The sequence below is a fragment of the Sphingobium sp. LSP13-1-1.1 genome (genome assembly GCF_040676415.1).
Lineage (GTDB): Bacteria > Pseudomonadota > Alphaproteobacteria > Sphingomonadales > Sphingomonadaceae > Sphingobium.
This window is the reverse complement of sequence record NZ_JBEGHU010000023.1, coordinates 1-22,655: the sequence shown is the minus strand read 5'-3', so window position 1 is coordinate 22,655 and position 22,655 is coordinate 1. Positions and strand designations below refer to the sequence as shown.

At 61.8% G+C, this 22,655-nt stretch carries 19 protein-coding genes; 13 read left to right on the top strand and 6 right to left on the bottom strand.

The features are described from left to right. The first annotated feature begins 149 nt into the window (after positions 1 to 149). On the top strand, positions 150 to 1,526 hold the full coding sequence (locus tag MRBLSP13_RS12080; protein WP_363754690.1) for a cryptochrome/photolyase family protein: 1,377 nt from the start codon (positions 150 to 152) through the stop codon (positions 1,524 to 1,526). Between the two features lie 35 nt (positions 1,527 to 1,561). Beyond that, positions 1,562 to 2,839, top strand: a complete 1,278-nt coding sequence (locus MRBLSP13_RS12075; protein WP_363754688.1) for a cyclopropane-fatty-acyl-phospholipid synthase family protein — start codon at positions 1,562 to 1,564, stop codon at positions 2,837 to 2,839. A gap of 84 nt (positions 2,840 to 2,923) precedes the next feature. Here the strand turns inward: MRBLSP13_RS12075 and MRBLSP13_RS12070 are convergent, their stop codons facing one another. Together MRBLSP13_RS12070 and purF are read right to left on the bottom strand one after the other, a co-directional pair. Further along, the gene (locus MRBLSP13_RS12070) at positions 2,924 to 3,634 is read right to left on the bottom strand and encodes an SDR family NAD(P)-dependent oxidoreductase (protein WP_363734742.1); all 711 of its coding nucleotides are present in this window, start codon (positions 3,632 to 3,634) and stop codon (positions 2,924 to 2,926) included. An 82-nt stretch (positions 3,635 to 3,716) separates the two neighbouring features. Continuing rightward, entirely contained in the window at positions 3,717 to 5,177 is a 1,461-nt protein-coding gene (gene purF, locus MRBLSP13_RS12065) for an amidophosphoribosyltransferase (RefSeq protein WP_363735376.1), read from the bottom strand. A gap of 202 nt (positions 5,178 to 5,379) precedes the next feature. On the opposite strand from purF, the gene ccmC reads away from it, so the two are divergent. The 8 genes from ccmC (at position 5,380) to MRBLSP13_RS12025 (ending at position 12,259) form a co-directional block, all read left to right on the top strand. Next, positions 5,380 to 6,102: a heme ABC transporter permease CcmC gene (gene ccmC / locus MRBLSP13_RS12060; RefSeq protein WP_363754685.1), complete on the top strand. Its 723-nt coding sequence runs from the start codon at positions 5,380 to 5,382 to the stop codon at positions 6,100 to 6,102. A gap of 4 nt (positions 6,103 to 6,106) precedes the next feature. Then, entirely contained in the window at positions 6,107 to 6,232 is a 126-nt protein-coding gene (locus MRBLSP13_RS12055) for a hypothetical protein (RefSeq protein WP_363734745.1), read from the top strand. Then, on the top strand, positions 6,229 to 6,675 hold the full coding sequence (gene ccmE / locus MRBLSP13_RS12050) for a cytochrome c maturation protein CcmE (protein WP_363734747.1): 447 nt from the start codon (positions 6,229 to 6,231) through the stop codon (positions 6,673 to 6,675). The genes MRBLSP13_RS12055 and ccmE overlap by 4 nt, the downstream gene beginning before the upstream one ends. 12 nt (positions 6,676 to 6,687) lie before the next feature. Then, the gene (locus MRBLSP13_RS12045) at positions 6,688 to 8,628 is read left to right on the top strand and encodes a heme lyase CcmF/NrfE family subunit (RefSeq protein ID WP_363734748.1); all 1,941 of its coding nucleotides are present in this window, start codon (positions 6,688 to 6,690) and stop codon (positions 8,626 to 8,628) included. Beyond that, on the top strand, positions 8,625 to 9,152 hold the full coding sequence (locus tag MRBLSP13_RS12040) for a redoxin family protein (protein ID WP_363734749.1): 528 nt from the start codon (positions 8,625 to 8,627) through the stop codon (positions 9,150 to 9,152). The genes MRBLSP13_RS12045 and MRBLSP13_RS12040 overlap by 4 nt, the downstream gene beginning before the upstream one ends. After that, on the top strand, positions 9,149 to 9,559 hold the full coding sequence (locus tag MRBLSP13_RS12035) for a cytochrome c-type biogenesis protein (RefSeq protein ID WP_363734751.1): 411 nt from the start codon (positions 9,149 to 9,151) through the stop codon (positions 9,557 to 9,559). The genes MRBLSP13_RS12040 and MRBLSP13_RS12035 overlap by 4 nt, the downstream gene beginning before the upstream one ends. Beyond that, positions 9,556 to 10,191, top strand: a complete 636-nt coding sequence (locus MRBLSP13_RS12030) for a tetratricopeptide repeat protein (RefSeq protein ID WP_363734753.1) — start codon at positions 9,556 to 9,558, stop codon at positions 10,189 to 10,191. Before MRBLSP13_RS12035 ends, MRBLSP13_RS12030 begins: the two co-directional genes overlap by 4 nt. A 142-nt stretch (positions 10,192 to 10,333) precedes the next feature. Continuing rightward, positions 10,334 to 12,259 (top strand): potassium transporter Kup, encoded by a 1,926-nt coding sequence (locus tag MRBLSP13_RS12025; RefSeq protein ID WP_363734754.1) that lies wholly within the window; start codon positions 10,334 to 10,336, stop codon positions 12,257 to 12,259. Positions 12,260 to 12,307: 48 nt separating this feature from the next. On the opposite strand, the gene MRBLSP13_RS12020 is transcribed toward MRBLSP13_RS12025, so the two are convergent. Beyond that, a complete protein-coding gene (locus tag MRBLSP13_RS12020) occupies positions 12,308 to 12,772 on the bottom strand; it encodes an Hsp20 family protein (protein WP_363734755.1) in 465 nt (154 codons plus the stop codon). Positions 12,773 to 13,322: 550 nt separating this feature from the next. On the opposite strand from MRBLSP13_RS12020, the gene MRBLSP13_RS12015 reads away from it, so the two are divergent. Continuing rightward, positions 13,323 to 14,573 (top strand): lipoprotein-releasing ABC transporter permease subunit, encoded by a 1,251-nt coding sequence (locus tag MRBLSP13_RS12015; protein ID WP_363754682.1) that lies wholly within the window; start codon positions 13,323 to 13,325, stop codon positions 14,571 to 14,573. Continuing rightward, complete coding sequence (locus MRBLSP13_RS12010) at positions 14,566 to 15,255, top strand: ABC transporter ATP-binding protein (protein WP_133652068.1); 690 nt, start codon at positions 14,566 to 14,568, stop codon at positions 15,253 to 15,255. Before MRBLSP13_RS12015 ends, MRBLSP13_RS12010 begins: the two co-directional genes overlap by 8 nt. On the opposite strand, the gene MRBLSP13_RS12005 is transcribed toward MRBLSP13_RS12010, so the two are convergent. Next, entirely contained in the window at positions 15,241 to 17,049 is a 1,809-nt protein-coding gene (locus MRBLSP13_RS12005) for a diguanylate cyclase (RefSeq protein ID WP_363734758.1), read from the bottom strand. The two genes, MRBLSP13_RS12010 and MRBLSP13_RS12005, sit on opposite strands and share 15 nt — an antisense overlap. A gap of 175 nt (positions 17,050 to 17,224) precedes the next feature. On the opposite strand from MRBLSP13_RS12005, the gene dnaE reads away from it, so the two are divergent. Then, entirely contained in the window at positions 17,225 to 20,761 is a 3,537-nt protein-coding gene (dnaE, locus tag MRBLSP13_RS12000; protein ID WP_363754678.1) for a DNA polymerase III subunit alpha, read from the top strand. Positions 20,762 to 20,804: 43 nt separating this feature from the next. Here the strand turns inward: dnaE and MRBLSP13_RS11995 are convergent, their stop codons facing one another. Both MRBLSP13_RS11995 and MRBLSP13_RS11990 read right to left on the bottom strand, forming a co-directional pair. Then, the gene (locus MRBLSP13_RS11995) at positions 20,805 to 21,875 is read right to left on the bottom strand and encodes a PA0069 family radical SAM protein (RefSeq protein ID WP_363755238.1); all 1,071 of its coding nucleotides are present in this window, start codon (positions 21,873 to 21,875) and stop codon (positions 20,805 to 20,807) included. Between the two features lie 407 nt (positions 21,876 to 22,282). Continuing rightward, the gene (locus MRBLSP13_RS11990) at positions 22,283 to 22,474 is read right to left on the bottom strand and encodes a DUF6771 family protein (protein ID WP_363754675.1); all 192 of its coding nucleotides are present in this window, start codon (positions 22,472 to 22,474) and stop codon (positions 22,283 to 22,285) included. Positions 22,475 to 22,655 lie beyond the last annotated feature (181 nt).

Sequence of the window (22,655 nt, the reverse complement as noted above, 5' to 3'; positions counted from 1 at the left end):
TCCGGCTCGTTGATTGTGCAGTGCAAGAATAGGCGGCAAGCGGCCGCACGTCCATGCCGGAAAAAACCCGACGCGGCGATTTGTGCTTTGCTTCGCTTCAAATGGGCGGGGGCTTGGAACAGCAGGCGGGTCATGGCATGGCCGCGTGCATGTCGGATCCCGTCATCCTCTGGTTTCGCCAGGACCTGCGTCTTGCCGATCAGGCCGCACTGGCGGCCGCCGTGCGCGATGGGCCGGTGATTCCCGTCTATGTGCTGGACGATCACGCGCCGCACCATTGGAAGATGGGCGGCGCATCGCGCTGGTGGCTGCATCACAGCCTGGAAAGCCTGGACAATGATCTTCGGGAAAAGGGATCGCGCCTGATCCTGAGGCAGGGCAGAAGCATCGATCAGATTATCCAGATCGCAGAAGAAACGGGCGCCCGCCGTGTCCACGCACTGCATCATTATGAGCCTTGGTGGCGCAATGCGGAGAAGGCGATCGCCAAAAAGCTGGACCTCTGCCTGCATGACGGCGCATTGCTGCTTCCGCCCGGCGCTGTGCGGACCGGCACGGGGACCAGTTACCGCATCTACACGCCGTTTGCCCGCGCCGTGATGGAGCATATGCCGCCGGCCGGGCCGGTTCGGGCACCTTCGCGGATTGATGGGCCACGACATTGGCCCCAGGGTGAGTCGCTGGAGCAGTGGGCGCTTCTACCCACGAAGCCTGACTGGGCTGCCGCCTTTTCGCAGGATTGGACGCCGGGGGAGGCTGGCGCGCGGGCCAATGTCGCCGCATTCCTTGATGAGGTGGCCCAATATGACCATGCCAGAAACCTGCCGTCGCGGGAGGGAAGCTCGCGCCTGTCGCCTCATCTTCATTTCGGGGAAGTCTCACCCGCCCATGTCTGGCACCGGGTTGCCGAAGCGCCCGGCGATGCGACGACTTTCCTCAAGGAACTGATCTGGCGCGACTATGCCCATAACCAGATCTGGGCCATGCCCACCTATGGTTCGGAAAATGCGAGGCCAGCTTTCAATCACCTGCCCTGGCGCGATCTCCGCGAGGCGGGAGGCGACTTCAGCGCCTGGAAGACCGGGCGCACCGGCTATCCCATCGTCGATGCGGGCATGCGGCAGCTTTGGGCCACCGGCTGGATGCATAATCGCGTCCGCATGATCACGGCCAGCTTTCTGATCAAGCATCTGTTGATCGACTGGCGGCATGGCGCGCGCTGGTTCTGGGACACGCTGGTCGATGCGAGCTACGCCAACAACAGCGTCAATTGGCAGTGGGTTGCAGGCAGCGGCGTGGATGCCAATATATTTTCCCGGATCATGGCGCCCTTGACCCAGTCGGAGAAGTTCGATGCCGCGGCCTATATCAGGACCTGGGTGCCGGAACTGGCGCATCTGGAAGATGACATCATTCACGATCCCGACGCCCATGATGCCAGACCGCCCGATTATCCGGCCAAGTGCATCGGTCATCGGGAGGGGCGCGAAAGGGCGCTCGCCGCCTGGCGCGGGATCAAGCCATGATTGCGACGCAGTAGACCATTGGGCAGAGTGAAGGCATGAACGTCATGGAACCCCGCCGCGGCCGGGCGGCAGTGCCGATCAAGCGGCCGCTGGAGCGCCGTGCTCACGGCTGGCCGGATCATCTCGTCGCGCGGCAGTTTCACAAACTGCTCGACCGCATTGATTTGGGGCTGGAGCAGGGGGCTCTGCATGCCATTCTGCCCGACGGCAGCCAGCGCCTGCTGGGTGGTCGTGCGCCGGGACCGGAATGCGAGGTCCATCTTCGGCTCTGGCGTGCGTTGCTTCGTCTGGCCGCGGGAGGATCGGCGGGCTGGTACCGTGCCTGGGCGCGAGGGGAGTGGACCAGCCCCGACCCGGTTCCGCTGTTCGCCCTGTTCATGGCCAACGCCGCCAGTCTGGGCAATGTCGCCCGGCCGCATGGACCAGCGCGCTGGATCGGCCGATCGCTCCATTGGGCAAGGCGCAACAGCCGCAAGGGATCGCGGCGCAACATCGCCTATCATTATGATCTGGGGAATGACTTTTACCAGCTATGGCTGGACAAGGGCATGCATTATTCCAGCGCCCTTTTTCGCGACCCTGATGATCGGATCGAAAGCCTGGAACGTGCGCAACATCGAAAGGTTGATGCCATTCTCGACAGGCTCGACCTTCGTGAAGGTGATGCGCTGCTGGAAATCGGCTGTGGCTGGGGTGGCTTGGCCGAACAGGTGATGGCGCGTTGTCCGATCCGCTATGATGGCCTCACCCTTTCGGTTGAGCAGGCCGATTTCGCGCGTGACCGCCTGGGGTCGGGCGCGAATATCATATTGCGCGACTATCGCGATGCCCAGGGCCAATATGACGCCATCGCCAGCGTGGAAATGGTGGAGGCGGTAGGGCAACGCTACTGGCCTGCCTATGTTGAGGCGATCGAGCGGCTGCTCAAACCGGGCGGCCGGGCGGCGATCCAGTATATATTGATCGATGATGCGATATTCGAAGGCTATGCCAGAGGCGCGGATTTCATCCAGACCTATATTTTCCCCGGCGGCATGCTCATGTCGGAAAGCCGGTTTCGGGCGCTGGCCGAAGCGAAAGGCCTGGTGTGGCGCGATGTACGCCGTTTTGGCCTGCATTATGCTGAAACGCTGCGGCGCTGGCGCGAACGCTTTGATCGAGCTGTGGACAAAGGCTGGTTGCCGCCCGGTTTCGACCAGCATTTCGTCGACCTCTGGCGCTATTATCTGATGTATTGCGAGGGCGGCTTTCGCGGTGGAACTATCGACGTGGCGCAGGTTACGCTGGTGAAACCGGATGGTGAAACCGGATGAGGTGAGGATTGGCGGATAGCCGGTGCTGTCCGCCGGACATGGCGCGTTACGGCAGAACCATGGCCCAATCCTGCCGGCCCGCCCTCAATCCATGCGGGTCCGAAAACCGCCCGGTGTATCGGCAATCACCAGATCGACGATAGCCTGTCCCACCAGTTCAGGCGCCTTGAGCGCCGACGGATCTTCGCCGGGGAACGCACGTGCCCGCATGGCGGTGCGGGTGGCGCCAGGATCCACGATATGGGTGCGAATGGCAGAGATGTTCTTCACCTCCTCGCCATAGGCTCCCACCAGCGTTTCGAGCGCCGCCTTCGAAGCACCATAGGCGCCCCAATAAGCCCGCGGTTGTGCCCCTACCGAAGAGGTGATCGCCACCACGCGTGCATCGCCGCTCGCCCTCAGCATGCCGTCGAAAGCAGCGATCAAGGCCTGAGGCGCCGCGACGTTGAGGGTGAGCAACCGGGCAAATTCCTTGGCGTCGATGGCCGGGACCGAAGCCAGGCTGCCCAGCGTCGCGGCATTCAGCACCAATATGTCGAGCGCCTGCCACCGGCCGGAAATCGCTTGCGCCAGCCGCCCGATGCTTTCGCCGTCGATCAGGTCGAGGGGCGCGATCGTCGCGCTGCCCCCCGCCCGATGAATGCGCTCCTCCACCTCTTCCAGTCCGCCCGTGGTGCGCGCGGTCAGGATGACATGGGCGCCCGCGGCGGCAAGCGCCTCCGCAGTGGCGGCGCCGATGCCGCGGCTTGCGCCCGTGATGAGGGCGAGCTTACCGGAAAGGGACTGGGAGGACATGAATATCCCTCTTGGAATCAGGAAGAAGCGAGCCCCGGAGTGGTAAAGCGCCGGGTCATCGGTATCGAGGTGGGAAAGACGATCAGACCACGCGCTCGGCCAGCAGTTCGAGCTGGTTCTGCACCACAGCTTCATCCTGGTCGGTCAGCGTCGTGGGATAGTCGCCGGTGAAGCAGGCATCGCAATATTGCGGCCGGATGTCGGCGCGCTTCGCTTCACCCAGCGCCTTGTACAAACCATCGATGGATATGAACGACAGGCTGTCGGCATGGATGAAGTCCTGCATCCCGCCGATATCCAGGCGATGCGCCAGCAACTTGGTGCGCTCTGGCGTATCGACGCCATAGAAGCAGCTATGCTTCGTCGGCGGGCTGGCGATGCGCATGTGCACTTCCTTGGCGCCTGCTTCACGCATCATTTGAACGATTTTCAGCGAGGTAGTTCCGCGCACGATGGAATCATCGATCAGGACGATGCGCTTGCCCTCGATCAGCGCGCGATTGGCATTATGCTTCAGCTTTACGCCAAGGTGCCGGACCTTGTCGCCCGGCTGGATGAAGGTGCGGCCGATATAATGTGAACGGATGATGCCCAGCTCGAAAGGAATGCTCGATTGCTGGGCATAGCCGATCGCCGCCGGCACACCGCTGTCGGGCACGGGAATGACGAAGTCCGCCTCGACCGGGTTTTCGATGGCGAGCTGCGCGCCGATGGCCTTGCGGACTGAATAGACGCTGGACCCGTCGACGACGGAATCGGGGCGGCTGAAATAGACATGTTCGAATATGCAGGGGCGTGCATGCGTGTCGCCAAAGGGACGATGACTGCGTACTTCGCCGTCATGGGTGACGATGACGAGTTCGCCTGGGTCGATCGAACGGACATGTTCCGCGCCCACGACGTCGAACGCCACGGTTTCCGAAGCGAAGATGATCGACTCGCCCAGCTTGCCCATGACCAGCGGACGGATGCCCAGCGGGTCACGGCAGGCGACCATGCCTTCGGGCGTCATCACGATCAGCGAATAGGCGCCCTCGACCTGCTTCAGCGCGTCGATGAACTTGTCGAGCAGCGTCCGGTAAGTGGACGTCGCCACCAGATGGATGATGACCTCCGTATCGGAGGTGGACTGAAAGATGGAACCTCGGCGGATCAATTCGCGACGCAGTTTCATGGCATTGGAGATATTGCCGTTGTGCGCGACGGCGAAACCCCCTGAACTCAATTCCGCGTAAAGCGGCTGGACATTGCGGAGCGATGTCTCGCCTGTAGTGGAATAGCGGACATGGCCGCAGGCGGCGGTACCGGGAAGGGCCCGAATCACTTCGTCCCGATCGAAATTGCCGGCCACATGTCCCATTGCCCGATGGGTATGGAAATCATGGCCGTCCCAGCTGGTTATGCCTGCGGCTTCCTGACCACGATGCTGGAGGGCATGAAGGCCAAGGGCGACCATGGCAGAAGCGGTTTCAGCGTTGAAGACGCCGAAAATGCCGCATTCCTCACGCAGTTTGTCGTCGTCGAACGGGTTGGTCGTAAACATGGGTTCTTGATGGTCCACTGCCGATCCTGTCCGCACCTGTCGGGCGGCTTTCGCGCGCATATAGTGCGTCAGGGACAGTTTGTCGCCTGCCTGTCACAAAAAAGGGGGGAGGTGGTTCCGGCCGGCCGCCGTTTTCGGGCGATGAAATTGGGAAAAAGGCCTACTGGCCTTGAGCCCACGGGGAAGCTAATAGCCTCGTCTCATGCATCGTTTCGCCAATCCTGCACGCTTCCTCAAAATTGCCCGGCCGTTGACCGCCTGGCTGTTCTGGCCGGGGCTTATCCTGTTGCTGACAGGCGCGGCATGCGGCCTGTTCGTGACGCCCGCGGACTATCTGCAGGGCGATACGGTGCGCATTCTCTATATTCATGTGCCTGCAGCATGGCTGGGGATGGGTGGATGGACCGGGATCGCCATCGCGGCCCTCATGCAACTCGTCTGGCGTCATCCTCTGGCGTCGATCGCGGGCCGCGCCATCGCCATGCCCGGCGCATTCTTCACGGCGATCTGTCTCATCACCGGATCGATCTGGGGGCGGCCGACCTGGGGAACCTGGTGGGAATGGGACGGGCGGATGACATCCATGCTCGTGCTGTTGTTCCTTTATCTGGGCTATATCGCGCTCGCCAACGCCAGCGCGCGACAGGGCAACGGCGGAGTGAGCCCGGTGACCGCCATTTTCGGGCTCGTCGGCGCGATCAATATCCCGATCATCAACCGCTCGGTCGTGTGGTGGAACAGCCTGCATCAGGGGCCCAGCATCACGTTGCGGGGATCAAGCATCGATGGAGCGCTTCTCTGGCCGCTCGGCTTTACCTTGATCGGATTCACCTTGCTTTTCGCCGCGATCGTGTTGATGCGCATGCGCGCCATATTGGCGCAGAACAAGATCGAAGCGCGCATGCAAAGGCTGGCGCGGGGGTGAGGATATGAACCAGTGGGCTTTCGTGATCGGCGCCTATGCGCTCACCTTTCTGGGTACGGGCTTAATCAGCCTGCTCAGCTGGCGGGCGATGCAGGGCGCTGAAAGCAGGGCATCGGCGGACAGGCCATGAAGGCAAAGCATCAAAGGCTGGTCCTTGCCGTGGTGGCGCTCGTCGCGCTCATTGGTGCGGGTCTGCTCGCCGCTTCCGCGCTGAAGGATGAGGCGGCCTATTTCTACGCGCCCTACGACGTGAAGACGAAGGGTGTCGAGCCGGGCAAGGCGATCAGGCTGGGCGGAATGGTGGTGAAGGGGAGCCTGAAGCGCGCCAGCGACGGCGTCACCATCCGTTTCAACGTCACCGATGGCAAGTCCACCGTTCCCGCGAGCTTCAAGGGAATCACCCCCGACCTTTTCCGCGAAGGATCCGGCGTCGTCGCTGAAGGAGCGTTCGATGCCGCCGGCACTTTCCAGGCGACAAACCTGCTGGCCAAGCATGACGAACGTTACATGCCTCGTGAGCTGGAAGGCATGAGCTATGATGAGAAGACCCACAAGATGAAGGTGGATCGGTGAAGCGAGGCGCACATGATCGCTGAATCCGGCCTGGCCGCATTATGGTTGGCCGCATCGTTGGCGCTGCTGCAACTGGCTCTCGCGGCGATCGGCCTGGCAGGGGGCAAGAGCGATCTGCTCGGCGCGGTCCGTCCCGTGGCGGTGGCGCAGGGCGTGCTGACGGCACTGGCGTTCGCCCTGCTGATAACCCTGTTCCTGCGGTCCGACATGTCGGTCCTGCTGGTCGCCAGCAACAGTCATTCCATGAAACCATGGCTGTACAAATTCGCCGGGACCTGGGGCAATCATGAAGGGTCGATGCTGCTGTGGGTCACGGTGATGGGCGTCGCTGGTTCGGCCGTCGCCCTGTTTGAGCGCGCCTTGCGACGCGACACGCATATGGCGACGTTGGGCGGGCAGGCTGCGATCAGCCTCGGCTTCTATGCATTTCTGCTTTTCGCCTCCAATCCCTTTGCGCGGATCGATCCGCCTGCCCCGGATGGGCAGGGGTTGAACCCGCTGTTGCAGGACCCCGGCCTGGCGTTTCACCCACCGACGCTTTATCTCGGCTATGTCGGCTTGTCCGTCGCCTTCTCCTTTGCGGTCGGCGCCTTGTTGACCCGGCAGGTCGACGCGGCCTTTGCGCGCGCAATGCGGCCTTGGGTGCTGGGCGCATGGATATTGCTGACGCTTGGTATCACGGCAGGCAGCTATTGGGCCTATTATGAGCTGGGTTGGGGTGGCTGGTGGTTCTGGGATCCCGTGGAAAACGCCTCGCTCATGCCGTGGCTGGCGGCGACAGCGCTACTGCATAGCGTAACGGTGCTGGCAACTCGGGACGCGCTACGGGCCTGGACAGTGATGCTGGCGGTGATCGCCTTCTCCATGTCGATGGTGGGCACGTTCCTCGTCCGGTCGGGCATTTTGACCAGCGTTCATGCCTTTGCCGTCGATCCGGAGCGCGGAACCTTCATCCTGGCGCTTTTGGGCATCTACATTGGTGGTGCGCTGGCGCTGTTCGGCTGGCGCGTGGGCGCAGTCCGCGAGGGTGCGCCGTTCGAACTGGTCAGCCGGGAAACCATGCTGGTCGTCAACAACCTGCTGCTGTCCGTGATTTTAGGGCTGGTGCTGGTCGGCACGCTCTATCCGCTGCTGACTGAGGCCTTTGGGCACAAGGTGTCGGTGGGCGCACCCTATTTCGACCGTATCGCCGGACCCGTGGCGTTGGTGCTGATGATCGCCATGGTGCTGGGGCCGCTGACTCGCTGGCGGCGTGACCGGATGCGGGAGGTGACCCGCCGCATTACCGTTCCAATGGTGGCGGCCGGGCTGGTGTTCCTCGCCCTGGCGGTATTTGCCTGGGGCCGGATCGGCATATTGCCCTTTCTTGGTCTGGTGATCGCTCTGGCCGTCGCGGTGGGCAGCGTCGCACCGCTTTGGAAGCGCAATCTGTGGCGGACGCCACTTTTCACCTGGGGCATGGTGATCGCGCATCTGGGCTGCGCGGTCAGCCTTGCCGGCATGGCTTGCGATTCGGCGTTCACCTTGGAAAAGCTGGTCGCTGCCCGGCCGGGCGATCGGGTGGAGATCGCGGGCTGGACGCTTCGCTTCAGGCAGATCCTGCCGATCGCGGGCGATAACTGGACCGCGCTCCAGGCGGATATGGAAGCCAGTCGAGGCGGTGGGGAGCCGGTCCTTATCCATCCGCAGTCGCGCTTCTTTGCTTCGCCACCGACCACCACGACGGAGGCGGCTCTGCTCACGCGCTGGGACGGGCAGCTTTATGTCGTATTGGGGCAGGAGGCGGACGAAGGCCGCTGGCAGCTTCGCGTCTGGTGGAAGCCGTTCGTGACGCTGATCTGGTTCGGTGGCTTCCTGATCGCCCTTGGCGGAGCGCTGGCGCTGGTCGGACGCGAACGACGCGGATGGCTGCTCAAATGGCGCGCGCGCAAGGCTGCGGAGAATGCCGCATGAAAAAGCTGCTGATCTGGCTGCCGCTGGCGCTGTTTCTTGGATTTTTCGGGCTGTTTGCAAGCGGGCTGCTGCGCCCGGACGATCGGATCATCAGCTCGAAACTGGTGGGCAAGCCATTGCCGGCCTTCGTCCTGCCTGCCGCCGCGAGCGACCGCCCACCGCTGCAAAGCGGGGAATTTGCGACCGGTAAACCGCGCCTGCTCAACATCTTCGCGAGCTGGTGCGTGCCTTGCGCCGCCGAAGCGCCGCAGTTGCTGGCGCTCAAGCGGGCTGGTGTGGAAATAGACGCCATCGCCATCCGCGACGCCCGGCCTGATGTCGATGCCTTCCTCAACCGTTACGGCAATCCCTATTCCCGCATTGGGCTGGATGCACGCAGCGAGGTGCAGATCGCCATGGGATCGTCCGGCGTTCCCGAAAGCTTCATCATCGATGGCAAAGGGCGCATCGCATATCAGCATGTCGGCGACATTCGCGAGGATGACGTTCCGATGATCCTCGACCGACTGAGGAATGCCCAATGAGGATGCTGATCGTCCTCCTGGCGCTGCTGCTGAATGCGCCTGCGCTTGCGCAGTCGGCGCTGCCGCCCGCGCCCTATGCCGACCGGCAGATCGAGGATCCGGCGCTGGAAAGAAAGGCGCGGACGCTGATGGAAACGATTCGCTGCCTTACCTGTCAGAGCCAGTCCATAGCCGACAGTAACGCCAGCATGGCCGGTGACATGCGTTCCCAGATTCGCGAACGCATCATGGCCGGCGAGGCGCCGGAACATATCCGCGCCTGGCTGATCGAACGCTATGGCGACTGGGTGAGCTATGAGCCGACGGCCGATCCGATCCTCTGGCCGCTCTGGGCCGCGCCGCTGATTCTCCTGGGATTGGGGCTGCTGCTGCTGCGCGGGCGGATCAGGCGGAGACGCCGGTCATGATCGGCTGGATCATCGCCATTGGGTTGTTGGCCCTGGTCAGCATCGCGCTGGTCGCAATCGGCCGCATACCGCGGACAGCTTGGGAAATTACGGCCGCTGCGCTGTTGTTGGGACTGGCCGGCTATGCCTGGCAGGGGCGTCCGGGGCTGGCGGGTTCGCCCCGGCAGCCGGCAGCAGAGGGCGCTGTCGCCTTCGACGAAAGACTCGCCGAGCAGCGCCGCGGCCTTGCCGAGCGCTATGGCAAGGCAGGCCCGTGGCTCATGGTCTCGGACGGTCTCGGGCGGCAGGGGAAAACGAAGGAAGCGGCCAATGTGTTGCTGTCCGGCCTGCGCGAGGCGCCAGACGACCCCAATCTTTGGCTGGGATTTGGTAATGCGCTGGTCGCGCATGCGGGCGGCGTGCTCTCTCCCGCTGCCGATTTTGCCTATCGCCGGTCGATGGCGATTGATCCTGAAGGGCCAGCGCCGCGTTATTTCTACGGATTGGCGCTGGCCCGCGCGGGCCAGCTCAAGGAAGCCCGGGCGCTTTGGGCGCCACTTGCCGCCAGCGCGCCTGAAGACAGCGAGGTCAAGAAGGAACTCGAAGCCAATATTGCGCGTATCGATGCCATGCTGGCGTCTGGAAGCCAGTAGCCGGTTGCGGCGTCTGCGGCATCATTGCCACCATCCCGCAGCCGTGATAGGGCGCGGCGGTTTGCGGGGGCTTATGGAATGACAAGACGGGCCGCTTCCCCGTTCGGGTATCCAAAGATCATGACAATTCGGCATTTTCTTCATGGCTGACGAGATCGCGGGCGCCGCGCGCGCCGATGACGAAAGCGCCCAGGATCACGGCCATGCCGGGCAAAAAGCGACAATGAAGCTGGTCGTCGGCGCGATCGGCATCGTGTTCGGCGACATCGGCACCAGTCCGCTCTACGCATTCCGGGAAACCTTTGCCGGGCATCATCATCTGGATCTCGATCCAGACCATATATTGGGCGTCATCAGCCTCATGTTCTGGTCGATGATGCTGGTTGTGACGCTCAAATATGTGACCGTCATCATGCGTGCCGACAACAAGGGGGAAGGGGGCAGTCTGGCCCTGCTTGCCCTCATCAACGGTCAAACCAGGACTCAGCGATGGTCCCGCGGTATCGTCCTGCTGGGCGTCTTTGCGACGTCACTGTTCTACGGCGATTCGATGATAACACCGGCGGTGTCGGTGCTGTCCGCGGTCGAAGGGCTGGCGGTTTACAACAGCAACCTTGCACCCCTCATTCTGCCGGCCGCGATCATCATCCTTCTCGGCCTGTTCTGGATACAGGGATTGGGGACCAACCGCGTGGCATCGCTGTTCGGGCCGATCATGATGTTCTATTTCGTCACCATCGCGGTCTTGGGCATCATCAGCATCGTCAGGACACCGGGCATTCTTTATGCCTTCAATCCCTATTGGGCGGTCATGTTCTTCGTCACCGACCCGCTGCCCGCATTCCTGGCATTGGGTGCTGTCGTGCTGGCGGTTACGGGCGCCGAAGCACTTTACGCAGATATGGGCCATTTCGGGCGCAGCCCGATCCGCGTGTCGTGGCTGGCCTTCGTGCTCCCGGCGCTGATGATGAACTATATGGGGCAGGGCGCGCTGTTGTTCCGCGAGGGTACGGCAGCTCTTCATAGCCCCTTCTATTATCTGGCGCCGCAATGGGCGCAATTGCCGCTGGTCGGTCTGGCGACGCTTGCGGCGATCATCGCCAGCCAGGCGGTGATCTCCGGCGCTTTTTCAGTCACGCAGCAGGCGATCCAGCTTGGTTTCATGCCGCGTCTGCGGATCGCGCACACCAATGCCTCGACCGCCGGGCAGATCTACATACCCCTGATCAATTGGGGGCTGATGGTCATGGTGATCCTGCTGGTACTGGTGTTCCAGACCTCGTCCAATCTCACCGCAGCCTATGGCATCGCGGTGACGGGTGCGATGTTCATCGACAATGTTCTGCTGACGGTGCTGCTCTATCGCCTGTGGAAATGGCCGTGGTATTATTCTGCGCCGCTGTTGACCGTGCTGTTCCTGGTGGACGGCGCCTATCTTGCGGCCAATTTCACGAAGGTGCCGGCCGGCGGCTGGTTCCCGTTGTTAATTGGTTTCGTGATCTTCACCCTGCTCACCACCTGGTCGCGCGGGCGCCGGCTGGTGCAGGATCGTTTGCGCGAAGCCGCCATGCCTATCCCGGTCTTCGTCGCTTCCGCTGCGAACAGCGCGGTTCGCGTGCCCGGGACGGCGGTGTTCATGACCTCCACGCCCGATGGCGTGCCCCACGCCCTGTTGCATAATCTCAAGCACAACAAGGTGCTGCATGAGCGCGTCATCCTTCTGACCGTCAAGATCAGGGACGTGCCGGCCGTCGAGGATGACGGACGCTGCAAGCTGGAGGATCTGGGTCGCGGATTCTTCCGGCTGGTCCTGCAATATGGCTTCATGCAGGAACCCGACGTTCCCGCCGCGCTCAAGAATGTCACGGGCTGCGGTCAGGCGTTCAGGATGATGGACACCAGCTTCTTCCTGGCCCGCCAGACTCTGCTGCCGTCCGCCAAGCCCGGCATGCCGCTATGGCGTGAGAAGATTTTCGCGTGGATGCTGCGCAATGCGGAAAGTGCGATGGAATTTTTCCGCCTGCCGACCAATCGCGTGGTCGAATTGGGTAGTCAGGTCGAAATCTGAGAAAAGGCGCGGCAAGAGCTGCCGCGCCCCATCGTTCAAAGCGGCGTATCAGGCCGCGTCGCGGTCGGCATTGATTTCAACTAGCTGACCGCCGTTGATCGCAATCTTCTTCGGCTTCATGGCCTCTGGCACTTCGCGGACGAGTTCGATCGTCAGCAGACCATCAGCCAGATCGGCCTTTTCGACCCGCACGAAATCAGCGAGTTCAAAGCGGCGCTCGAAGCTGCGATTGGCGATGCCGACATGTAGGAAACGCGAGCGGTCGCCGCCCTGCGAATCTTCCTTGCGCCCGGTGACCTGAAGCAGGTTCTGCTGGGCAGTGATGTCGATCTCGTCCGTACGGAAGCCTGCGACGGCCAGCGTAACGCGATAGCGATCTTCGGAAATCCGTTCGATGTTGAACGGGGGATAATTGTCGCCCTGGCTCAACCTGGCGTTGTTTTCGATAAGGTCGAAAAGACGGTCGAAGCCGACGGTCGAGCGACGATAGGGGGTAAGGTCAAAACCACGCATTGTCATAATCTCCCAAAGAGCAAAATGAACATGCCGGACCCAGAACAAGGCATCCGGCGGTACCATGTCCAACCCCATGTGGCGGCCGGACGGATGGGATATGGTTTGGGAGAAAAGGGTTTCAAGTGGTCGGATAACGGGATTTTCGATGGCAGGACGAAGGTCATGTCAGGACGCAATACTCGTTATGCCTGCGTCAGAAAGCGTCCGGATGGCGGGCTGTTCAGGTTTGAAAATAAAAGTACCCGGGCCGCGCTGCCACGACCCGGGTACTGATGGACGATTTCTCGTCTCCCCCTTGGCCTGCCTCAACCACTTCTCAGCCCCCTAAGCTTGAAGCGGGATGCAGTATCCCTGAACCACGGCCATTTACCTGTGCTTCGCAGCATGTGCTATGGATAGAGCAGGCCGCTGTCACGGGCTATTTCCGGGCGCCGATATTTTCCCTGAGAGGCTGTGGCCCCATTGCAACAATTCGGCAATGCTTGCCGTCGGTCGAGAGCATGCTAGACGGGCTGCCTGTCCCTATCGAGAGGCCATTCGCGCCATCATGATTCTGACCCGATACGAACGCATGATTGCAAAGCGATATCTGCTGCCCGGAAAGGGGGAGGGTTTCATCTTCCTCGTCGCCGGCATCAGCCTGGTCGCGGTGATGCTGGGCGTTGCGGCGCTGATCATTGTGATGAGCGTGATGAACGGTTTTCGCGCGGAACTTTTCGACAAGATTGTCGGCCTCAACGGCCATGCCGTCGTCCAGGGCTATGGCGGGCGGTTGCCTGACTGGAAGGCCATATTGAAGGAAGCGAAGGCGACGCCCGGCGTCACCAGCGCCACGCCCCTGATCGAGCAGCCGCTGCTCGGCAGCTTTCAGGGGCGGGTCGAAGCGGTGCTGGTGCGGGGCATGACCGTGAACGACATCCGCAATAATGCAACACTCAAGGCAAAGGTCGTCGCGGGCAGCCTGAGCGCGCTCACGCCCAATAGCGGCAAGGTGGCGATTGGATCGCGCCTAGCCGAAAATCTTGGCATCCAGTTGGGCGACAATATCACCATCATCAATCCGGCTGGCCGTTCGACGCCCTTCGGCACCGTACCGCGACAGGTTTCCTATCAGGTGGCCGCCATTTTCGAGGTCGGCATCTACGATTATGACAAGGCCTTCGTCGTCATGCCGGTGGAGGATGCGCAGACATTGCTGCTGCTGGGTGACGTTGTCAGCATGATCGAGGTCGAGACGGTGAACGCCGATCAGGTGGCCGCCATATTGGAGCCGCTGGCAGGAAAGGTCGCCGGTCGCGCAATCATCACCGACTGGCGGCAGATGAATGCGTCCCTGTTCGAAGCGCTTGCGGTGGAGCGCGTCGCGATGTTCGTCGTGCTTTCCATCATCGTGCTGGTGGCCGTGTTCAACATCCTCTCCTCCTTGATCATGCTGGTGCGCGCCAAGACGCGCGATATCGCGATCCTGCGTACGATGGGTGCCAGCCGCGGAGGCCTGGTGAAGATCTTCATGACCGTCGGCGTGACGATCGGCGCGCTGGGCATGGCGGCCGGGATGGTGCTGGGATTCACTTTCCTGTTCTTCCGTCAGAGCGTGGTGAACGCCATCCAGTTCCTTACGGGACAGAATCTCTGGGATCCCTCGATCCGCTTTCTCACCGAATTGCCTGCCAAGCCCGATCCTGTGGAGATTGCCACCATCTGTCTAATGGCGCTGATCTTCAGCTTCCTGGCAACGCTTTATCCAGCGTTCAAGGCGGCCAACACCGATCCTGTGCAGGTACTGCGTTATGAATGAAATATTGCAGGTCGCCGGCCTGAAGCGCAGCTTCACCCAGGGCGGCGTTACGATTGAAGTGCTGCGGGGCGTCAACCTGTCTGTAGGGCAGGGTGAGATCGTCGCGCTGCTCGGCCCGTCGGGATCGGGAAAGTCGACGCTGCTCCAGGCGGTCGGACTGTTGGAGGGCGGATTTGACGGGTCGATCCGCATTGCGGGTGAGGAAGCGGCGAAGCTGGACAATGACGGGCGGACGCGGCTGCGGAGGGATGCGCTTGGTTTCGTTTACCAGTTCCACCATCTGCTGCCGGACTTCAACGCAGTGGAGAATGTCATATTGCCGCAGGTGATCCGCGATGCGGAGATGGCGGTAGCCCGCGTCCGCGCAGAATCGCTGCTCGGCTCATTGGGGCTGGGCCATCGGCTGGAGCATCGCCCGAGCCAACTTTCGGGCGGGGAGCAGCAGCGAGTGGCCGTGGCGCGGGCGCTGGCAAATCGGCCGGCACTGGTCCTGGCGGATGAGCCCACCGGCAACCTGGACGAGCGGACCGCCGATGTCGTGCTTGCCGAATTCCTGCGGCTGGTGCGCGAGGAAGGCTCCGCAGCGCTGGTGGCAACGCATAATGAAAGACTGGCGGAGAAAATGGACCGGGTCGTGCGTCTTCACGAAGGGCAGCTGGAGGAAAGCTCAGGCGTGATGTGACGCCGCATCGCGGATCGTCGCGATGACGATCTGATCGCGTCCCTGGTTCTTGGCGCGAAGCAATGCTGCATCCGCCGTCCGGACCAGCGTTTCCGCACGGCCATGTTCGGGGAAGACCGCAAGGCCGAAGGAGGCGGTGACCGGCCCCAGTTCTTCGCCCTCATGATGGACGCGCAGCGCCTGCAATTTCTGCTGCACCTGCAGGGCGCGGTCGATGGCCTGATCCTGCGCGAAGCCGGGCATCAGCAGCACAAACTCCTCTCCACCCAGGCGGAAGGCGCAATCCTTCTCCCGCAAGGCGTCGTTCAGCACGCCGCCCACGGCGCGAAGTACAGCGTCGCCCGCATCATGGCCATGCGCATCGTTGAACCGCTTGAAATGGTCTATGTCCACCATCAGGCAGGCCAGCGGTGACAGGGAATTTTCGGCGTGGGCCACCTGCTCCTTGAACACCGCATCGAACCGGCGGCGGTTCGCAAGGCCGGTCAACGGATCCGCCATCGCCATCTGCCGCAATGCATCGCGAAGCCGCAGATTGGCGAGTGCCAGGCCGATATTTTCCGCCAGCATTTCCAGATATTTTTCGGTGCGCCCGATCTGTTCGGCTGTCCGATCCTCGGGTTCCTCGACATAGAGTAGCCCGATGCTTTCACCCTGCGCCGACAGCGGGATGCAGATTGTGCGTATCTGCGGAGCCGCGTCGAAATGTTCGCAGGGAATGTCGATCAGCTCGCCGGTCGGTTTGTGTATCTGCCCGCGCCGCAGCGCCCAGCAGGTCGTCGGCGCGAATTCCTGGCCCGACTCACGGGGCGTCAACCAGTCGCACGCCTGCACCATCATGTTGCGTCGCGCGTCGTGAATGTAGAGCCGTCCGGCGAAACCGGGGGCGATCTCCGGGGCGAAACGCCGGACAACCTCGACCAGGTCGCCGGTGCAGTCACAGCCCTGGAGGCGTTGGGTCATGCGTGAGAGCTGGTCGCGCGTGATCCGGTCGGCATCCCGTTCCTGCTCCAGTCTTTGCCTTTCCAGGCCGTTTTCGCGAAAGATGCGGATGGCCTGGGCCATGTCGCCGATCTCGTCCACCTGAGGAAAGTCCGGCGGAACGGCGGCATAATCCTGCGCGGCGAGGCGCGTGACGACATCGCTCAACCGCACCACCGGCCGCAATATGCGCTGTTTCAGGATGAAGTAGAGCACGCACAGGAACAGCAGGGCTGTTGCACCCATCATGATTTCCGACACGAACCGCCATCGGCGGGCCGCTTCGGTAGCCTGACTGACGATATTCTCTGTCCGCTGGTCCAGCATATACTGGAACTTGCCAATCTGGGCGGCAATCCGATCCAGCTCGCGGCCATATTCGTCACCGAAGAGGATGGTGCGCGCGGTTTCCCCGTCGCCCCTCTGGGCAGCGCTGATCGCCGCTTCCTGCTCAGCCGTCAGCGCATCGGCCCAATGCAGTCCCTGCTGCAATGCTGCGAGTTCGCTGACGCTGGCCCCGCGATCGCGCAGATGGGCGATTCGTTGCTCGACAGAACGGAGCATCGCCTTCTCCCGTTGATAGGCGATGATATGCGACGGATCGCCCGTAATCACATAGGCACGGGCCTGTTCGGTTTGCCTGTAGGCGTCTTCCGCCAGCGTGGCGGTCAACTGGTCGAAAATAGCGCGCTGTTCGACGGCAGCCCGTTCCTTCTCCTCCGCGCTGGACGCCATCAGCATGACCGCACCCGAAGCCAGGGTGAGGGCCACGGTGGCGCCATAAGCATAATTGGTGATGGTAGACAGGCGCATGATCATCCCGAGCGATAGCGTTTGCCGGGCGGATGAGATCACCGGCCGGCTCGGACGATCTTGCGACTCAAAAGTTGGAGATATGTTAACCATCGGGCCAGGGCGGCGTGATTTACCCACGACTTTCTGCATCTGGGGGCTGGTGCCGAATCGACGGCAATGCCTAAATGAGCGCATGCCTCATGCCGGTTTCGTTCCCCTTCGCGTCTTTTCATCTTTCACCATGCTGGAAGGGGCGATCGATCCCAAGAAGATCGCCAAACAGGCAAAGGCACTGGGCTTTCCGGCCGCCGCGATCACGGACCGCAACGGCCTTTATGGCTCCATGGCCTTTTCCGACGCCTGCAAGGACGAAGGGGTGCAACCGATCATCGGCGCCATGGTCGGCATTTCGCGGCCCGATCGACCGGCCAATGCGGCGCCGGTTCACGACTGGATCGCGCTTTATGCGCAGGATACGGCCGGCTATGACAATCTCTGCGCGCTTGTGTCGATGGCGCATCTTGACCGTCCGGTTGAGGAAGTGCCGCATATCAGCCTCGACATGCTGGCGGGGCGTACCGACGGCCTGATCGCCCTGACGGCTGGAGCGGAAGGCGCGCTGGCGCAGCTCTTTGCCGAGGATCAACCGGTTGCGGCGCTCGCCTATGCCAAGCGGTTGGAAGCGCTGTTCCCGGACCGGCTCTATATCGAGATATGTCGCCGCTTCGACCCGGTCGAGGGAAAGGCGGAACATGAACTGCTCGACCTTGCCTATGCCCGCAACCTGCCGCTGGTCGCGACCAACCCGACCTGCTTTGCCGAGCCGCACTTCCATGAAGCGCATGATGTGATGCTTTGCATCGCCGACAGCGCCTATGTCGAGACGTCCGACCGACGGACCAGTTCGCCCGACGCCTGGATGAAGCCGGCGGCGGAAATGAAGCGGCTGTTCGAGGACCTGCCCGAAGCACTCGCCAACACCCTGGTGGTCGCACAGCGCTGCGCCGTCGCGGCACCCAAGCGCAAGCCCATATTGCCCAGCCTGGCCGGAGACATAGAAGGCGAAGCGAAGATGCTGCGCGAGCAGGCGACGGCGGGGCTGGAGGCGCGGCTTGCCAAGGCCGGCATCATCGGGGAGGAAGCGCGAAAGCCCTATTTCGACCGGCTTCAGTTCGAAACCGACATCATCATCCAGATGGGCTTCCCCGGCTATTTCCTGATCGTGGCCGACTTCATCAAATGGGCGAAAGATCATGACATTCCGGTGGGGCCGGGACGTGGTTCGGGTGCGGGATCGGTCGTCGCCTGGGCGCTGACGATCACGGATCTCGATCCGCTGCAACTGGGGTTGCTGTTCGAACGCTTCCTGAACCCCGAACGCGTTTCCATGCCGGACTTCGACATCGACTTCTGCGAAACGCGGCGGGGCGAGGTAATCCGCTACGTCCAGCAGAAATATGGCGCGGACCATGTCGCACAGATCATCACCTTCGGAAAGCTGAAGGCGCGCGCCGTTCTGAAGGATACCGGGCGCGTCCTGCAGATGAGCTACGGCCAGGTCGACCGTCTGGCCAAGCTGGTGCCCAACCATCCGACCGACCCCTGGACGCTGGAGCGCTCCCTGAACGGCGTTGCGGAGTTCAGGGCGGAATATGACAATGACGCACAGGTCAAACGGCTGATCGATTACGCAATGAAGCTGGAGGGGTTCCCCCGCCACAGTTCGACCCATGCGGCCGGTGTGGTGATCGGCGACAGGCCATTGTCCCAGCTTGTGCCGCTTTACCGAGATCCCCGATCGGACATGCCGGTGACGCAGTTCGACATGAAATATGTCGAGGGCGCGGGGCTGGTGAAATTCGACTTTCTGGGCCTCAAGACGCTGTCCGTACTGCAGAAGGCGGTACAACTGCTCGCGGGCCGAGGTGTGGCGATCGACCTTGATGCGCTCGGCTGGGATGATCCCGCCGTCTATGAACTGCTTCAGCGGGGCGACACGGTCGGCGTGTTCCAGTTGGAATCAGAGGGCATGCGCAAGACGCTGGCCGCTGTGCGCCCGACCAATTTCGGTGACATCATCGCGCTTGTTTCGCTCTACCGCCCTGGGCCGATGGACAATATCCCTATGTTCGGCCGTCGCAAGAACGGGCAGGAACAGATTGAATATCCCCACATCCTGCTGAAACCGATTCTCGAAGAAACCTATGGCATCTTCGTCTATCAGGAGCAGGTGATGCAGGCCGCGCAGATCCTGGCAGGCTATTCGCTGGGCGACGCCGACCTTCTCCGCCGCGCCATGGGCAAGAAGATCAAGGCGGAGATGGACGCGCAGCGCGCGCGCTTCGTCGAAGGATGCGCACAGAGCGACATCGCGGCCGCGAAGGCAAATGAGCTTTTCGACCTGATCGACAAGTTTGCGGGCTATGGTTTCAACAAGTCGCATGCGGCCGCCTATGCGCTGCTCGCCTATCAGACGGCCTGGCTGAAGGCGCATTTTCCGGCGGAATTCTACGCCGCCTCCATGGCCTTCGACATCCATCTGACGGATAAGCTGACCGTTTTCGTCGATGACATGCGGCGCATGAGGCTGAACTGTCTTGCGCCGGACATCAACCGCAGCCTTGCGGATTTCTCGGTCGAAGCGGTGGAATATGACGGCGACGATCCGCGCCTGGGCTTTGCCGTGCGTTATGCGCTCGGCGGCCTGAAAGGCGTAGGTGAGAAGGCGATGGAGCAACTCGTGGCGGAGCGGGACGCTGGCGGACCGTTCAAGTCCCTGGACGATTTTGCCGATCGGATCGAACCGCGGCTGCTCAATCGACGACAGTTGGAAAGTCTGGCGGCCGCGGGCGCATTTGATGGCGTGCATGCCGACAGGGCGGGTGTCCATGCAGCGGCGGAGACTATCCTCAGTGTTGCCTCCAGCGCTGCAGAGGCGAGGGAAAGCGGGCAGGGCGGCCTGTTTGGAGATGTCGAAACGCCGCATGCCGACGTCCGCATTCCGCCGCATCAGACCTGGTCAACGGCGGATCGCATGGCGCAGGAAAAGGAGGCATTCGGCTTTTATTTCTCCGCGCATCCGGTCGACCGCTACCGGCATCTGGCGGAAGCCCGTGGCGCGAAAAGCTATGGCGCCATATGCACCGAACCTGTGGCGGAGGGCGGGCGCGCCAATGGCGTGATGGCGGCGATGGTCGAGGATGTCCGCTGGCGCGAAACCAAGCGGGGCGCACGCTATGCTTCCGCCACATTTTCCGACAGCAGCGGTCAGTTTCAGGCAAGCTGCTTCGATGAAGATGCGTGCAGGGCGATCGAGGATATGGCGCGCGAAGGCGATTGCGCGCTGTTGATGGTGGAATTGGACCGTATGCCGGGCGAAGAAACGCCGCGCGTTACGATCCGGGGGGTCGAGCCCTTCCGCCAACTGGCCAACAGTTCGCGGATGGAACTGGTGGTCGACGTGAGCGATGCAGCGGCGATCGACACGCTCGCCCAGCTGCTCGGACGGACCAAGGGAGGGCGGAGCGAAGTCTTTCTGCGAGCGCCCGTGGGCGGGGGCAGAGCGGTGCGACTGTTCCTGGGCGACGATTATCTGATCGGCGCCGATCAGGTCGACAGCATCGCGACAATAGCAGGTTTGCGCATCGGATCGTTCGAACGCATGGAGCCCAAGGCCGATGGTTATCGCGCCCGCAACCGCCGTTCGGGTTTGCGACTGGTCGCTGGATAGGTGCCCGTCCGCCGCGGCGTCCCGCAGTGAAATCTGGCGGTTGTCAAAAGAGGCTCATCTGATCGCCCTCCGGTCGTCGGAACAGGTCGGTACGCAACGTCACCCGCTCGCCGGTAAAGCCCGCTCTTCGGCGCGCTTTCTGGAAACGGGCGCGGATCAGGTCGGCCCACACACCGCGTCCGCGCATTCGGCTGCCAAAGTTCGGGTCATTGTCCCGGCCGCCCCTTATGTCGCGAATGATCGCCATCACCTTGGCGGCGCGATCGGGATAATGTTCCTCCAGCCAGGCGCGGAATAGAGGTGCGACTTCATGCGGCAGACGGACGGGAATATAGGTGGCGTCCAGTGCACCGGCTGAGGCGACGCGCTCGATAATATCCTCTATTTCATGATCGGTGATCGCAGGGATGATCGGGGATATGCTGGCCACGACCGGAACGCCCGACTGCGCCAGCGTCCGGATAGCCTCCACGCGCCGGAGCGGATGCGGCGCTCGCGGCTCCAATGTTCGGGCCGTGAGCGGGTTCAGCGAGGTCACCGAAATCATCACCGCGACCAGCCGCTCCTGCGCCAACCGGGTCAACAGATCCAGATCGCGCACTATGCGGTCGGATTTGGTAGTGATATAGACTGGGTGTCGACATTCCCATAATATTTCAAGGCATTGCCTGGTAATCTTCCAATCTCGTTCGATCGGCTGATAAGGATCTGTGTTGGTGCCCATCGCGATCGGGCTGACCAGATGAGACTTTCTGGAAAGCTCCTTGCGGAGAAGTGCCGCAGCATCGGGTTTGGCAAACAGGCGGGTTTCGAAATCGAGGCCCGGGGACAGGTCGTGATAGGCATGGGTCGGACGGGCAAAGCAGTAGATGCAACCATGTTCGCATCCCTGCACGGTATTGATGGACTGCGTGAATCCAAGGTCAGGGCTTTGATTTTTGGAAATAATTGTCTTGGGATGGATGATCTGAACCGTTGTTTTTGGGCGCGGAATGTCCCCGTCGATCTGCTCAACAGCGTCCAACCAATCCCCATCAGCAACGCGCTCAGGCAGCTTAAAGCGTTTGCTTGCTGCGTTGAGCGTAGCGCCCCGGCCCTTGATCGCGTTCGTCATTTCTTGCGCTTCCGAAACAAAAATCCGCGCGATGTCGGATTTATACAATAGGCAGGATTCAGGAGAACATAACAAGTCCGTGCGACCCGGAAGCCCTTCTTTTAGCGGCCCTGAACTAAGCCCGCTTTGCCCCATAGCGAAGCGGGCTCTTTTTGCGGCTACTCGGCTGCACGGTAGGCAATCTGCGTGATGGGCCGATCTTGCCCGCTGGTGTTCCGCACTTACGACAGACCAGCTTCCCGTAAAGCCCCGACACTCCTGTGTTCCAGCCTCGCTCCCTGAAAAACGCAGCTAGGTTGTGGCTGGAGAAAACAGCAGTGTGATTGCACATGAAGCAATGCGCGTAGAGGTTCGCGTCACGCTTCGTGAAGTCGTCTAACGTGTCCCATCTGAGGTTATGTCCCACGTCACAAGGGCAGGGCCATTTGCCGGGAGTCGTGGATCGTCGGTGGGCGTTCCATGGCTGTGATAAGGCTCTGCGCCAGTTCTACGGCTGCTTGCTCGCGTAGGCGTTCGTTAGGCGCTGTAAGGGCTACTCTCGCCCATCCGGGCGCATTGAGGAGGTTCTGGGCGAGCCAAAGAGAATCAGGCTGGGTCATGTGGGCATTAGAACAAATGGGGAACGATTCGGCAAGGCTGTTGCGTTCAGCTGTTCATGGGGAAGCCCGCCGGGTGATCGACGGGCTTTTTCGTCTTGTTTTCGGTTATACTTTTGGTCGGTTCACCGAAAACAACCCTTAAACCAATGGATATATTCGACCTTTCTGGTTTCCAGCCCTT

Excerpts from the sequence above, each read along its gene's own strand:
- MRBLSP13_RS12075 (WP_363754688.1), top strand. The coding sequence starts at position 1,562 with ATGAACGTCATGGAACCCCGCCGCGGCCGGGCGGCAGTGCCGATCAAG.
- purF (WP_363735376.1), bottom strand. The coding sequence starts at position 5,177 with ATGTTTACGACCAACCCGTTCGACGACGACAAACTGCGTGAGGAATGC.
- MRBLSP13_RS12040 (WP_363734749.1), top strand. The coding sequence starts at position 8,625 with ATGAAAAAGCTGCTGATCTGGCTGCCGCTGGCGCTGTTTCTTGGATTT.
- ccmC (WP_363754685.1), top strand. The coding sequence starts at position 5,380 with ATGCATCGTTTCGCCAATCCTGCACGCTTCCTCAAAATTGCCCGGCCG.
- MRBLSP13_RS12005 (WP_363734758.1), bottom strand. The coding sequence starts at position 17,049 with ATGCGCCTGTCTACCATCACCAATTATGCTTATGGCGCCACCGTGGCC.
- MRBLSP13_RS12070 (WP_363734742.1), bottom strand. The coding sequence starts at position 3,634 with ATGTCCTCCCAGTCCCTTTCCGGTAAGCTCGCCCTCATCACGGGCGCA.
- MRBLSP13_RS11995 (WP_363755238.1), bottom strand. The coding sequence starts at position 21,875 with ATGACGAACGCGATCAAGGGCCGGGGCGCTACGCTCAACGCAGCAAGC.
- MRBLSP13_RS12015 (WP_363754682.1), top strand. The coding sequence starts at position 13,323 with ATGATTCTGACCCGATACGAACGCATGATTGCAAAGCGATATCTGCTG.
- MRBLSP13_RS12055 (WP_363734745.1), top strand. The coding sequence starts at position 6,107 with ATGAACCAGTGGGCTTTCGTGATCGGCGCCTATGCGCTCACCTTTCTG.
- MRBLSP13_RS12010 (WP_133652068.1), top strand. The coding sequence starts at position 14,566 with ATGAATGAAATATTGCAGGTCGCCGGCCTGAAGCGCAGCTTCACCCAG.
- MRBLSP13_RS12080 (WP_363754690.1), top strand. The coding sequence starts at position 150 with ATGTCGGATCCCGTCATCCTCTGGTTTCGCCAGGACCTGCGTCTTGCC.
- MRBLSP13_RS11990 (WP_363754675.1), bottom strand. The coding sequence starts at position 22,474 with ATGACCCAGCCTGATTCTCTTTGGCTCGCCCAGAACCTCCTCAATGCG.
- MRBLSP13_RS12020 (WP_363734755.1), bottom strand. The coding sequence starts at position 12,772 with ATGCGTGGTTTTGACCTTACCCCCTATCGTCGCTCGACCGTCGGCTTC.
- MRBLSP13_RS12025 (WP_363734754.1), top strand. The coding sequence starts at position 10,334 with ATGGCTGACGAGATCGCGGGCGCCGCGCGCGCCGATGACGAAAGCGCC.
- dnaE (WP_363754678.1), top strand. The coding sequence starts at position 17,225 with ATGCCTCATGCCGGTTTCGTTCCCCTTCGCGTCTTTTCATCTTTCACC.
- MRBLSP13_RS12035 (WP_363734751.1), top strand. The coding sequence starts at position 9,149 with ATGAGGATGCTGATCGTCCTCCTGGCGCTGCTGCTGAATGCGCCTGCG.
- ccmE (WP_363734747.1), top strand. The coding sequence starts at position 6,229 with ATGAAGGCAAAGCATCAAAGGCTGGTCCTTGCCGTGGTGGCGCTCGTC.
- MRBLSP13_RS12030 (WP_363734753.1), top strand. The coding sequence starts at position 9,556 with ATGATCGGCTGGATCATCGCCATTGGGTTGTTGGCCCTGGTCAGCATC.
- MRBLSP13_RS12045 (WP_363734748.1), top strand. The coding sequence starts at position 6,688 with ATGATCGCTGAATCCGGCCTGGCCGCATTATGGTTGGCCGCATCGTTG.